Source organism: Acidobacteriota bacterium, from assembly GCA_003696075.1.
Lineage (GTDB): Bacteria > Acidobacteriota > Polarisedimenticolia > J045 > J045 > J045.
This window is the reverse complement of the sequence record RFHH01000054.1, coordinates 1-12,702: the sequence shown is the minus strand read 5'-3', so window position 1 is coordinate 12,702 and position 12,702 is coordinate 1. Positions and strand designations below refer to the sequence as shown.

Annotated in this window: 13 protein-coding genes; 12 read left to right on the top strand and 1 reads right to left on the bottom strand. The window is 72.9% G+C overall.

What is annotated here, in order from left to right; genetic code table 11:
- Positions 1-14: 14 nt before the first annotated feature.
- The 4 genes from D6718_03350 (at position 15) to D6718_03335 (ending at position 2,979) form a co-directional block, all read left to right on the top strand.
- The gene (locus D6718_03350; GenBank protein ID RMG47529.1) at positions 15-476 is read left to right on the top strand and encodes a 50S ribosomal protein L9; all 462 of its coding nucleotides are present in this window, start codon (positions 15-17) and stop codon (positions 474-476) included.
- A 28-nt stretch (positions 477-504) separates the two neighbouring features.
- Positions 505-972 carry a hypothetical protein gene (locus tag D6718_03345; protein RMG47528.1) on the top strand — a complete coding sequence of 156 codons (468 nt, stop codon included), beginning with the start codon at positions 505-507 and terminating at the stop codon, positions 970-972.
- A 180-nt stretch (positions 973-1,152) separates the two neighbouring features.
- Positions 1,153-1,539 carry a hypothetical protein gene (locus tag D6718_03340; GenBank protein ID RMG47527.1) on the top strand — a complete coding sequence of 129 codons (387 nt, stop codon included), beginning with the start codon at positions 1,153-1,155 and terminating at the stop codon, positions 1,537-1,539.
- Positions 1,540-1,548: 9 nt separating this feature from the next.
- Positions 1,549-2,979, top strand: a complete 1,431-nt coding sequence (locus D6718_03335; GenBank protein ID RMG47526.1) for a hypothetical protein — start codon at positions 1,549-1,551, stop codon at positions 2,977-2,979.
- Here the strand turns inward: D6718_03335 and D6718_03330 are convergent.
- Complete coding sequence (locus D6718_03330) at positions 2,958-4,253, bottom strand: hypothetical protein (protein ID RMG47525.1); 1,296 nt, start codon at positions 4,251-4,253, stop codon at positions 2,958-2,960. The genes D6718_03335 and D6718_03330 overlap by 22 nt on opposite strands.
- On the opposite strand from D6718_03330, the gene D6718_03325 reads away from it, so the two are divergent.
- The 8 genes from D6718_03325 to D6718_03290 form a co-directional block, all read left to right on the top strand.
- Positions 4,125-5,444 carry a histidine--tRNA ligase gene (locus D6718_03325; protein ID RMG47524.1) on the top strand — a complete coding sequence of 440 codons (1,320 nt, stop codon included), beginning with the start codon at positions 4,125-4,127 and terminating at the stop codon, positions 5,442-5,444. The two genes, D6718_03330 and D6718_03325, sit on opposite strands and share 129 nt — an antisense overlap.
- Positions 5,434-7,212, top strand: coding sequence for an aspartate--tRNA ligase (gene aspS, locus D6718_03320; protein RMG47523.1), 1,779 nt, complete (start codon positions 5,434-5,436; stop codon positions 7,210-7,212). Before D6718_03325 ends, aspS begins: the two co-directional genes overlap by 11 nt.
- A 235-nt stretch (positions 7,213-7,447) precedes the next feature.
- On the top strand, positions 7,448-8,467 hold the full coding sequence (locus D6718_03315) for a PhoH family protein (protein ID RMG47522.1): 1,020 nt from the start codon (positions 7,448-7,450) through the stop codon (positions 8,465-8,467).
- A gap of 10 nt (positions 8,468-8,477) precedes the next feature.
- Positions 8,478-8,900: an rRNA maturation RNase YbeY gene (gene ybeY, locus D6718_03310; GenBank protein ID RMG47521.1), complete on the top strand. Its 423-nt coding sequence runs from the start codon at positions 8,478-8,480 to the stop codon at positions 8,898-8,900.
- On the top strand, positions 8,897-10,138 hold the full coding sequence (locus tag D6718_03305; GenBank protein RMG47520.1) for an HlyC/CorC family transporter: 1,242 nt from the start codon (positions 8,897-8,899) through the stop codon (positions 10,136-10,138). Before ybeY ends, D6718_03305 begins: the two co-directional genes overlap by 4 nt.
- Positions 10,135-11,046, top strand: coding sequence for a GTPase Era (locus D6718_03300; GenBank protein RMG47519.1), 912 nt, complete (start codon positions 10,135-10,137; stop codon positions 11,044-11,046). The genes D6718_03305 and D6718_03300 overlap by 4 nt, the downstream gene beginning before the upstream one ends.
- Before the next feature lie 74 nt (positions 11,047-11,120).
- Positions 11,121-12,515, top strand: coding sequence for a magnesium transporter (gene mgtE, locus D6718_03295; GenBank protein ID RMG47518.1), 1,395 nt, complete (start codon positions 11,121-11,123; stop codon positions 12,513-12,515).
- On the top strand, positions 12,512-12,702 hold a 191-nt coding region (locus tag D6718_03290; protein ID RMG47517.1), incomplete at its 3' end, for a DNA repair protein RecO. The genes mgtE and D6718_03290, both read left to right, overlap by 4 nt.

Below are 12,702 nucleotides of genomic sequence, written 5' to 3'. Positions count from 1 at the left end.
CGGGGAGGTGGACCGTGGAACTGATCCTTCGAGAGGACGTCGCTCATCTCGGAAAGCGCGGCGAGATCGTCAACGTCGCCGACGGCTACGCCCGGAACTACCTGATTCCGAAGGGGCTCGCTTACAAGGTGACGCCCGGGATCCGGCGGCAGGTCGAGGTCGAAACCCGCGCGAAGCTGGCGCGCGAGGCGCGGGAGCGGGCGGAGGCCGAGGCGGTCGCCGAGCGGCTCCGGGGTCTCGACGTGATCCGCTTCAAGCGGCGGGCCGGAGAGACGGGACTGCTCTACGGGTCGGTGAGCGCCCAGGACATCGCCGCCGAGCTCACCGGGCGTGGCCTGCCGATCGAGCGCCGGCAGGTGAGGCTCGAAGAGCCGATCAAGCGGATCGGCACCCACCGGGTCCTGATCCACGTTCACGGGGATCTCGAGGTGGAGGTCGTCGTGGAGGTCGAGCCGGAGGAGGGGGACGGCGCGTGAGCGGACCCGGGGTGGCACGGGCCGGACGATGAAGCGGAACGCCGCGCGCGGTGGAGACCTTCGCCGCGCCCTGCGGGCGGCTCAGCTCGCCTGGCTCTTCCCGGGGGCGGGGCACCTTTACCTGGGGGCGCGGCGCCGCGCGGCGGTCTTCTGCACCCTCGTCCTCCTCACGGTGGGGCTCGGTGTCGCCTGCGACGGCAACCTCGGGATCATCGACGCGAGGCGGGCCCCCGTCCTGACGACGCTCCAGGTCGGCGCCCACCTGTCGCTGGGCCCGCTCGATCCGCTGATGCGCCTGTCGATGTACGGCTCTCTCCTCTATCGCGAAGAGCAGGGCGGGGGATCGCCCGTGAAGGCCGCGGCGCTGGAACGCCGCCGCCGGCGCTTCTACCGGCCGTACAGCAACTACGGGAGCACCTATCTTCTCGCGGCCGGACTGATGAATCTCCTGCTGATCCTCGATGCCTGGGACATCGGGATCGGAAGGCGGAGCTGAGCCCGTGATCCACGTCGCGCACATGATGCTCTTCGCAGCGATCCTCAGCACTTTTTTCGCGCATCTGGTGGCGCAACGGGGACGCCGGCTGCGGTTCGCCGCGATCATGTGGGCCGCGCTGGCCGGCGGCGCGCTGGCGGTCTCCCTGCTGATGTACCCGTTCACCTGAGGCGGCGGACGATGCGCGGCTCGTCGAGGCAGAACCGGAACGCACCCGACCGGCGCCGGCTCCTGGTGCCGCTCGGCCTGATGGCGGCGATCTTCTTCTCCAGCCACCGGCCGAGCCCCGTGCCCCTGCCTTCCGGGTCCGACAAGCTCGCCCACGCCGCGGTCTACGCCGCGCTCGCCGCGAGCTGGGTCTATGCCCTGCGCCCTCCCGCGGCCAGGCCGGCGCCCGGCTGCCTGTTGGCGGGTGCGCTTTCGGCGGGCTGGGGCGGGCTCGACGAGGTGCACCAGGGCTTCGTCCCCGGCCGGAACGCCTCCCTCGGCGATCTCGCGGCCGACGCCGCCGGCGCGGCCGCGGCCGCCGGCGCGGCGTGGAGCCGGCGCCGCCGCGGGTGCGGTTGAGGCACGGCCGTGCGCTACGCCGTCGTCTGCCAGAGCCGCTCGCACGCGGTGCTCATGCTCCAGGCGCTCGGGAACCGCCCGGAGGAGCTGGCCTTCGCCGTGGAGTCGGTCTCGCTCGAGCGGTTTCTCAAGCGGCAGGGTGTCGCCGTCGCCCGCGGGCGCCTGCGCGACCGGGCGCTGTACCGAGAACTCCTCCCCGCCAGGCTTCTGGTGATCTCGCTCCGGGATCACCGGCGCCTGCGGACCGTCCTCGAGGCGGTCAAGCCGGAACGGCGGGACACCCCCGTGATCGCGCTCTCTAACGTCCCGCTGGAGAAGCTCTCCTTCGCGGTGACCGACTACCCCTGGGCCCACATCGTGCCGGTGGGGGAGCGCTTCCGCGAGTCGCTGGCCGTCGACGCGCGGCTGGCGGCGGCGCGCCCGCTCGTCCGGCGGCTCCGGGAGATCCTGGGCGACGCGAAGAAGATCCTCGTGCTGCTGCAGGACGATCCGGATCCCGACGGACTCGCCTGCGGTCTCGCGCTGCGCACCCTCCTCGGGCGGACGCGCTCCACGATGCCGATGGGATCGTTCGGCCGGGTGACCCGGCCCGAGAATCTGGCGATGCTCCGGGTGCTCGACCTCGGCGTGGAGCCGGTGACCGAAGGCGACCTCGAGAGGTTCGATCGGATCGTGATGGTCGACACGCAACCGCCCCACCTGCGCATCCGGCTGCCCCGGGTGGACGCGGTCATCGACCACCATCCGGTGCAGACCACCTACGAAGCGAGGTTCCGCGACGTCCGGAACGCCTACGGGGCCACCGCGTCGATCCTCGTCGAGTACCTCCGGGCCGAGGGCGTGAAGGTGAACGAGCGCCTCGCGACCGCGCTGCTGTACGCCATCCGGGCGGACACGATGATGCTCGACCGCCCGGTGACGCCGGCCGATGTGGATGCCTTCACGTGGCTGTTCCAGCGAGCCAACCTGAACTGGATCAGGCGCATCGAACGTCCGGCACTGCCGCGGGAGACGCTCGGGGCGTTCGCCGACGGATTGCGCAACGCGCGGATCGAGGAGCGCGTGATCTTCAGCCACCTCGGCCGCGTGGCGCGGGAGGACGTCATCCCGCAGCTGGCCGATTTCTGCCTCCAGATCGAGGACGTCGATTGGTCGGTCGTCTCGGGCGTGGTGGACGGCGAGGTCAGCATCTCGATCCGGAACGTGGGGTTCGTGCAGAAGGCAGGGGCGGTGGTGAAGGCGGCCTTCGGCGACCTGGGCGGCGCCGGCGGTCATCGCTCGATGGCCAAGGCGATCCTGCCGCTCGATCGCCTTCCCGTGCAGGGCGAGGGGAAGCCGGGCGACGGTGTGTGCCGCCTGATCGAGGAGCGCTTCCTCGCGGCGCTGCGCGGCGAGCCGGTGGGGCCGGGGACCGGGCCTCAATCGGACGGCAAGGGGTAGCCGCGCAGCTCGACCTTCTCCCCGGGGAACGCCAGCACGGCCACGAACACGCGGTCGCCCGCCGGAGCCGGCGGGGTGAGGAAGAGCTCCCCCCGCTCGCCGCGGATGGTCGCCACGCGGCGCCCGTCCCCCCGGTCGAAGACGAGGATCTCGGCGGTGGCTGCGGGGGTGAAGGCGATCCGTCCGTCGAAGAGGGCTCCGGGGGACGCGAGGCGGTGCTCGGCGCGGGACCTGAACAGGAGATGGCCGTTGTCGCGCGCGAACCCGTAGAGGAACGTGTCGAGGCTCGGAACGAGGACGCGGCCGCCGTCGATGACCGGGGGTGCGGTGAGCCCGGCGCCGAGGCGCTGCCGCCAGAGGCGCCGGCACCGGATCCGGCCGTGGCGGCGGCGGCAGCTCCAGGCGACGGCCGCCCGCCCGGCGCCCGCGACCACACAGTCCCCCTCGACCGCCGCGGTGCGGGGATCGGCTCCCTCGGGAAGACCGCGCCGCCGGTGCCGTTCGAGCGGCGTCAGCCTCGGGGGATCGCCCACCCACGCGGCCGCCCCGCCCAGGAGGGCGACGAGCGGAGGGACCAGCGGGGTGCCCACGACGTGCACGGCCCGGACGCCGCCCTCGGCGTCCATTTCGGCCACCGTCCCGCCCTCGAGCGGAACGAACCAGCGCAGCGGCCGGTCCGGGGAGGGGACCGGCACAGGAGCGCCCACCGGGCTGCGCGGGAGCGGGGTCCGGGCCGCGATCCGTCCGTCCGCGAGGCAGATCGACCGGAACTCGGCGGCACCGTCCTTTACACCGGCCCACCCCACCGCGGGACCGCAGCGGCCCTCGCCGAACGCCCGGGACTGCAGATGGCCTCCGGGCCCGAGCGGGATCCGCCAGACGGGCTCGCCGGTGGCCGCCTCGCGCTTTTCCAGCGTGTCCCCGTACCACAGCAGCAGCGCGGGAGGATCGCCGGGGATCGCCAGCGGACCGGACACCGGCGCCGCCGGCAACGGCACCGCCAGGTGCGGGGCGGGCGGCCCGGCCGCCGCGGCCGCGGGAATCAGGCAGGCACCGATCAGCCAGGAGCGTCGCATCGGCGGGGGAGCATAGCGGACGCGGCGCGCGGGCGCGGCCGTCTGACCCCGGAAGGGAGGCGTGGCAGAATGGCCCGCCCGCCGGACCCCGGCGGGCGGAGGCGTCTCGTGGGCAGACGACTGCAGAGCCTGCGCGGGTTCCACGACATCCTTCCGGGCCAGACGGAGCGCTGGCAGCGCCTCGAGCAGGGGGTGCACCGCCTGATGCACCGGTACGGTTTCCGGGAGATCCGCCCGCCGCACCTCGAGCGGACCGAGCTCTTCGTCCGCTCGGTGGGGGAGGCGACCGACATCGTCGGAAAGGAGATGTTCACCTTCCTCGCGGGAGATGAGAGCGTCTCCCTCAGGCCCGAAATCACCGCCTCGGTCTGCCGGGCGTTCATCGAGCACGGGCTGGACCGGCGCGGCCTGACACGCCTTTACTATCTCGGACCGGCCTTCCGCCGGGAACGGCCGCAGAAGGGGCGGCTCCGGCAGTTCCACCAGGTGGGCATCGAGGTTTTCGGCGAGCCCGCCCCGGAGGCCGACGCCGAGGCGATCGTGCTCGCGACGGAGTTCGTGCGGCAGGCGGGCGTCGGCGAGTTCCGCCTCCACGTCAACAGCCTCGGCGACCGGGACTGCCGTCCGCGCTACCGGGCCGCGCTGCTGGAGGCGCTCGAGGCACGCGCCCCGGCGCTGTGCCGGGACTGTCGCGACCGGATGAACAGGAATCCGTTGCGCGTGCTCGACTGCAAGAACGAGAGCTGCCAGGCGGCGCTCGACGGCCTTCCGCGGGCGCTCGATCACCTGTGCGAACCGTGCCGCCGGCACTTCGAGGCCGTCGTCGACGCGCTCGGCCAGGTCGGTGTCGAACCGCTCGTCGATCCACGGCTGGTTCGCGGTCTCGACTACTACGTTCGCACCGCATTCGAGATCAGGAGCGCGGCGCTCGGGGCCCAGAACGCCGTCCTCGGCGGCGGCCGCTACGACGGACTCGTCGCGGCGCTCGGCGGGCCCGACGTCCCGGGACTCGGGTGGGCCGCCGGGATCGAACGCCTGTTGCTCGCCGCCGGCGCCGACTCGGAGGAGGCGGCCCGCCGCCCGGACGTCTACCTGGTGACGCTGGGAGAGGAAGCGCGCCGCCGTGCCTTCCGGTACGTCCAGTCGCTCCGCGCTCGCGGGCTGGCGGTGCTGTGGGACACCTCGGGCCACGGGCTCGGCGGACAGATGAAGCGCGCCGGCCGCTCCGGGGCCCGCTACGCCGTGCTGATCGGAGAGGAGGAGCTGGCCCGGGAGAGGGTCACCCTCAAGGACCTCGACAGCGGAGAGCAGACGGAGGCGCCGCTGGAACCGGCGGCGCTCGCCGCGAAGCTGCTCGGAACCCGAAAGGACGGTGGCGATGGGGAATGAAGGGCGCCGGCCGGAGCGGCAGCCGTGCGGGTTGCTGCGGCGCGAAGACGCGGGGCGAACGGTGCGCGTGGCCGGCTGGGTCCATCGTCGGCGCGACTTCGGCGGTCTGGTCTTCCTGCAGGTGCGCGACCGTTCGGGGATCGTCCAGGTGGTGTTCGACCCGGAATCGGGCCCGATCCACCGGACCGCCTCCGGCCTGCGCGTGGAGACGGTCGTCGAGGTGGAGGGCCTCGTCGCGGAGCGCACCCCGGAGACGGTCAACCCCGAGATGGCCACCGGAGAGATCGAGGTGCGCGCGAAGGCGCTGCGCGTCCTGGCCGATGCCGACGAGCTGCCCCTCCAGCCCGCCGCCGCCCAGCTCCCCACGGAGGAGACGCGGCTCCGGTACCGCTACCTCGACCTCCGGCGCGAGCCGATGCGGCAGGCGCTGGAGATGCGTTCCAGGATCACCCGGGCGATCCGGGAGGCGCTGCACCGGGAGGGGTTCTGGGAGGTGGAGACGCCGATCCTCACCCGCTCGACGCCGGAAGGAGCGCGGGACTACCTCGTCCCCTCGCGGGTGCACCGGGGCCGCTTCTACGCCCTTCCCCAGTCCCCGCAGCTGTTCAAGCAGCTCCTGATGGTCGCGGGGGTGGAGCGCTACTACCAGGTTGCCCGCTGCTTCCGCGACGAGGACCTGCGCGCCGACCGGCAGCCGGAGTTCACCCAGGTCGACATCGAGATGTCGTTCGTCGAGCCGGACGACGTCATGGCGGTCGTCGAGGGTGTGGTGAGGGAGGCCGCGGCCGAGGCCGGCTGGACGGTGCACCCGCCCTTCCCGCGCCTGACGTGGCGCGAAGCGATGGATCGGTACGGGACCGACGCACCCGACCTGCGCTTCGGGCTGGAGATCCGCGACGTCTCCGGGCCCGCGGCGGCCGGCGAGTTCGAGGTCTTCCGGCGGGCGGTGGCGGAGGGCGGCGTCGTCCGGGGGATCGCCGTCCCCGGCGGCGCCGGATACTCCCGCAAGGCGATCGACGAGCTCGCGGAGGTGGCGCGCCAGGCCGGCGCCGCCGGTCTCGCCTGGATCAAGCGGCAGGGCGGCGAGCTGCGCGGGCCGGCCGTCCGGCCGCTCGGCACCGGCGGCGCCGAGGCCCTGCTCGAGGCGCTCGGGGCGGAGGGAGACACGCTCGCCCTGTTCGTCGCCGCGCCCCTGGAGACGGCGCGGCGGGCGCTCGGGGCCGTCCGGCTGGCCGTCGCCCGGCGCGAGGGTCTCGGCGGTACGGGGCACGCGTTCTGCTGGATCACCGAATTTCCCCTGCTCGAGTTCGACGAGGAGGCGGGGCGCTGGTTCGCCTGCCACCACCCGTTCACCGCCCCCGTCCCGGAGGACCTCGACCACCTCGAGAGCGACCCGGGCCGCGTCCGCGCGCGAGCGTACGACCTCGTGCTGGACGGGGTGGAGATCGGGGGAGGGAGCATCCGGATCCACCGCCCCGACGTTCAGAAGCGAGTCTTCGGGGCCCTCGGGATCGACGAGCGGGAGGCGCAGGAGCGGTTCGGGTTCCTGCTCGAGGCGCTCCGGTACGGAGCGCCTCCGCACGGCGGCATCGCGCTCGGCCTCGATCGGCTCGTCGCCCTGTTCCTCGGACGGGAGTCGATCCGCGACGTCATCGCGTTCCCCAAGACCACCTCGGCCTTCTGCCCGCTCACCGGCGCGCCGTCGGCGGTCGATCCGGAGCAGCTCGCGGAGCTCGGACTGGGGCGGGCGGGCGACCCAACTGCATGACCCGCCGCGAATTGACGCTCGCGGCGCCAGGTGGTAGCTTTCCCCCGAAAGGCCGGTTCCGCGCAGCGGTTTCGCGGCCGGCCGGCGGAGGGGTCCGCCTTCGAGCGACAGTGACCGCAGACGCGATTCCATCCCCCCGACGTCCTCACGAGCTGCCTCGCCGGATCGGATCCGGACTGCCGCCGAGCCCCGCGCTCGTGAGGCGCGCGCCCGCCGCCGCGGCGGCGCACCGCCGGTGAGCGACGCCAAGGCCGACGCGCGCGGGCCCCGTGTCAGCTTTCCGCGCGAAGCCTTCCGCGCCGTCGTCGGCGACTACGACGGCAACCTCAGGCTGATCGAAAAGACCTTCGGCGTGCGGCTGCTGGCGCGCGAAGGGGAGGTCCGGATCCTCGGGGAGCCGGCCCCATCCTCGGCCTGCGCGGCCTTCCTCAACCAGCTCGCCGAGATGGCCGCTCGCGGAACGACGCTCCGCGCTCCCGACGTCGCCCAGGCCTGCCGTCTGTACCGCCGGGAGCCCGAAGTCCGCCTGGCCGAGGTCCTCGAGTCGAGCGTCATCGCCGGAGCGGGGCGGCGGACGGTGCGCCCGCGCACGCCCCGGCAGCGCGAGTACCTCGAGGCGATCGCGTCCCACGACATCGTCTTCGCCATCGGGCCCGCCGGAACGGGCAAGACCTACCTGGCGGTGGCGATGGCGATCGAGGCGCTCGCGCGCCGGCAGACGCGCCGGATCGTCCTTTGCCGGCCGGCGGTGGAGGCGGGCGAACGGCTCGGGTTCCTGCCGGGAGACCTGGCGCAGAAGGTCGATCCGTACCTCCGGCCGCTCTACGACGCCCTGTTCGACATCTGGGAGGGGGAGCGGGCCGCCAAGATGATCGAGCAAGGGATCGTCGAGGTGGCGCCCTTGGCGTTCATGCGCGGCCGCACGCTGAACGACAGCTTCATCATTCTCGACGAGGCGCAGAACACGACGCCGGAGCAGATGAAGATGTTCCTGACGCGGATCGGGGAAGGCTCCCGTGCCATCGTCACGGGGGACATCACCCAGATCGACCTTCCCCCGGGCCGGCAGTCGGGGCTGATCCACGCCCGCCGGATCGTCGCGGGCATTCCGGGGATCGCGTTCGTCCACTTCGACAAGCGGGACGTGGTCCGCCACGAGCTGGTGCGCCGGATCGTCCGCGCCTACGAGCGTCACGAGGCCGCGGAGCGAGGCCGAGAGGGCGGGGAGCGGGACGATCCGGAGGGCGCCGCGTGAGCACCGGCCGATGAGGGTCGAGATCGTCTCGGAGGAAGACCAGCGGGAGCCGGCCGCAGCGATCGCCGCAGGGGTGCGCGGCGCGGCTCGAGTCCTGGGCCTTCCCCGCGCGACGGTCACGGTCAAGCTGACCGATCCCGAAGAGATGCGGCGGCTCAATCGGACCTGGCGGGGACGGGACCTCCCGACCGACGTGCTCTCCTTCCCGGCGCACGGGCCGGCCGGCTACCTCGGCGATCTGGCCATCTGCCCCGCCGAGGCGGCGCGCCGGGCGGGCCGCGGGCGCCGCCCCGCGACCCGCGATCTCGAGGCGCTCGCGATCCACGGCCTTTTGCACCTGCTGGGATTCGATCACGAGCGGGACGACGGCGAGATGGAACGGGCGGAACGCGAAATCGGGCGCCGGCTCCGCGCTCGCCGGAGGCGGCGATGACCGGAGGCGCCCTGCCCCTCGGGGTGGCCGCCGGGAGCGCCGCCGCCTACGTCGCGCTGGGACTGGCGGCGGCCGCCCGCCTCGGTCTGGGGCGGCACGCCGCGCACAGGCTGCTCGGGGCCGCCGGCGTGGGCGGTGACCTCGCGCCCGGCTCGCGCACCTGGGTCGCCGTCCAGCTCCTCCGGCACGTCGCGCTGGCGCTCATGGCGGCGGCGATCGCGGCGCGCGGAGGCTGGCCGCGGGGTGTCGTCGAGGCGGCCGGGATCGGAGCCGCGGTGGTCCTCGGCGCGCGGCTGGCCGAGGCGCTCGTGGCCCGCGCCTTCCCGGAACGGGTGCTTCGCCTCGCCTCCCCGCTGCTCCGGGCGGTCGACAAGTCGCTCGGACTGCTCGTGGCGCCGGTGGTGCGCCTCGGGGAGCTGGCCGCCGCCCGGCGGCGCGGCGAGACGGGGGTGGAGGAGGAGGAACGGCGGGAGGAGCAGATCGAGGAGTACATCAGGGACGCGGAGGAGGAAGGACTGCTGGAACGGGAGCAGAGCGAACTCCTTCGCGAGATCGTCGACGTCGGCGACCAGGTGGTCCGCGAGGTGATGACGCCGAGGACCGAGATCAAGGCGGTCCCCGCCGACGCGGACATCGACGCTCTCCGGCGGGCTCTCGTCGCCTCGCGCCACTCCCGACTTCCGGTGTACGAGGGGAACCTGGACAAGATCGTGGGAATCGTCTCGCTCCGGGAGGTGCTTCCCCATCTCGTCGCGCCGCGGCCCGACGTGCGCGCCCGCGATCTGATGCACCCCGTGCGGCTCGTGCCGGCCAGCAAGCCGGTCCTGGAGCTTCTCCGGGAGCTGCAGCGGGAGCGCCAGCAGATGGCGGTCGTCGTGGACGAGTACGGCGGCACCGCCGGAATCGTCACGATCGAGGATCTGGTGGAGGAGATCGTCGGGGAGATCAGGGACGAGCACGAACCGGCCCGCGAGCCGCTGCAGCCGCAGCCGGGCGGGGAGTGGCTCGTCGACGGGCGGATGCCGATCGACGAGCTGGAGCGGCGGCTCGGTGTCGAGCTTCCCGAGGACGAGGTGGACACGATCGGCGGCCTCCTCTTCTCCCGCCTGGGGCGGGTGCCGCGGCTGGGGGATCGTGCCAAGCTGGCCGGGGGGATCGAACTCGAGGTCGCCCGGCTGGACGGGCGGCGGGTCGCGGCCGTTCGGCTCCGGCCGGCGGCGGAAGGGACGGGCAAGTGAGCGACGGCGATCAGGGCAAGCGGTTCGGATTCGCGGCGCTGGCGGGTCGTCCCAACGTCGGGAAGAGCACGCTCCTGAACCGCCTCGTGGGGAGGAAGGTGGCCATCGTCTCCCCGGTGCCGCAGACGACCCGCCACCGGATCCTCGGCGTCCGCACGCTCCCGACGGGTCAGGTGGCGTTCGTCGATGCCCCCGGCTTTCACCGGCCTCGCCGCCAGCTCGGCGAGCTGATGCTGGAGCAGGCCCGGTCGGCCGCCGGCGACGCCGACGTGGTGCTCTGGGTGGTCGACGCGGCGGCCGGAGTCGGGGCGGGGGACCGCCGCGTCCTCGACGAAGTGCGCAAGGTGGCGCCGGAGCGGCCGGTGGTGCTGGTCCTGAACAAGCTGGACCGGATGAACAAGGGACGCCTGCTGCCGCTGATCGAGCAGGGCGTGCGCGAGTGGGGCTGCCGGGAGGCGGTGCCGGTCTCGGCCCTCACGGGGGAGAACGTGGACCGCCTGCTCGAGACGGTCGTCTCGCTGCTTCCGCCGGGCGAACCGATGTATCCCCCCGATTTCGTCACGGACCAGCGCGAGCGGACGATCGTGGCGGAGCTGGTGCGGGAGAAGCTATTCGAGCGCCTCCGCCAGGAAGTGCCGCACGCCGTGGCGGTGGCGGTCGAGCACCTGGGAGAGCGGGAGGACGGCCTCCTGGAAGCCCACGCGGTGATCTACGTGGAGCGGCCCTCCCAGAAGGCGATCGTGATCGGGCACCGGGGCCGGATGCTGAAGGAGGTGGGAACCGAGGCCCGCAAGGAGCTGGAGGCCATGACGGGGCGCCGCGTCTTCCTGAAACTCTGGGTGAAGGTGCGGGAAGCCTGGCGGGACCGGATCGGCGTGCTGCGAGAGATCGGCGTCTACCCCGGCTGAGGACGGGCCGGCACGGCGTTTCGCGCTAAAATGCCCGGCTTGCCGGCGAGTTCGCCGGCGGAGAGGGGAGTTCCGTGCCCGCACCGCTCGATCGCCGGCAGATCCTCGTTCTGGAGTCGGTCCGCCGGTTCCTCCGGCGCGGCGCCTTCGCCCACCTGCTCAACCTGCTGGCGAAGACGCGTCCCCAGGATTTCGCTCCCCTCTACGAGGAGATGACGGAGCGGGAGCAGGTGGCGCTGTTCCGGGCGCTCGCGGAGCGGGATCCCGAACTCGGCGCCGCGTTTCTCGTCGAGCTGGCGCCGGGCAGCGGACCGGGGCTCCTTCGCCGCCTCGGCCCGCAGCCGGCGGCGCGCCTCCTCGAGCAGTGCGCGGACGACGATGCCGCCGACCTGTTGACCGAGCTGGAAGAGGAGGAGGCGAAGGCGATCCTCGAGGCGATGCGCCCCGAGGAGAAGGCGGGCGTCGAGCAGCTCCTGATCTTCGAAGAGGAGACCGCCGGCCGCATCATGACGCCGGAGGTCTTCTCGCTTCCCGAGCACTACACCGTCTCCGAGGCGATCCGCGAGCTCCAAACGCGGGGCAGCGTCGAGATGGCGTTCTACGTCTACGTCGTCGACGAGCGGAACCACCTCGTCGGCGTGCTCTCGCTGCGGGACCTGCTCCTCCATCCTCCGGACACGCGACTGTCCGAGATCATGAACACCGACCTCATCACCGTCCGGACCGACACCGACCAGGAGGAGGTCGCGCGCATCGCGGCGAAGTACGACCTGATCGCCATCCCGGTCCTGGACGATCAGGGGCGCCTGGTGGGGATGGTGACGATCGACGACGTGATCGACGTCCTTCGCGAGGAGGCAACCGAGGACATCTTCCGGATGGCGGGGACCTCCGAGGAGGAGCGGATCGAGCCGTCGATCTGGAAGTCGGTCCGAACCCGCTCTCCGTGGCTCGTGGCGACCTTCTGCGGCGGGATGCTGGCATCGTTCGTGATCAGCGGCTTCCAGCCCACGCTGCAGCGGGTCGTCGGGCTGGCGGCCTTCATCCCGATCGTCCTCGGGATGGGGGGTTCGGCGGGGAACCAGACCGCGATCGTGGTGATCCGCGGACTGGCCACCGGCCGGATCCACGAGGGCGTTCTGCTCCGGTCCTTCTTGAGGGAGATCGGCGTGGCCGCCGTCCTCGGCATGGTCTACGGACTGCTGCTCGCGGCGGGGAGCTTCGCCACCCTCCACTGGCTGTCGGGGCTGCCGGCGGACCGGGCCCTCCCGGTCGCCATCGTCGTCGGGAGCTCCCTGGCGATGTCGATGACCGTGGCGACGCTCGTCGGGTCGCTGCTGCCCCTGGCTCTCCACCGGCTGGGCATCGATCCGGCGATCTCGACGACCCCGTTCGTCACCACAACGACCGACGTGGTCGGCTCGCTGATTTTCCTCGGCCTCGCGACCACGCTTCTCGCGGTGCTGTGACCCGCGGCGAGACGGAGGCGATCGTGCTCGCAACGACCGTCAGGGGGGAGGCGGACCGCGTCGTCCACCTGCTGGCGGCCTCCGGGGAGCGGCTCGTCGCCCTCGCTCCCGCAGCCGCACGGTCGCAGCGCCGGTTCGGCGGCGCTCTCCTGCCCGGTGCGCGGGTCAAGGTCCGCTGGCGCCGGGC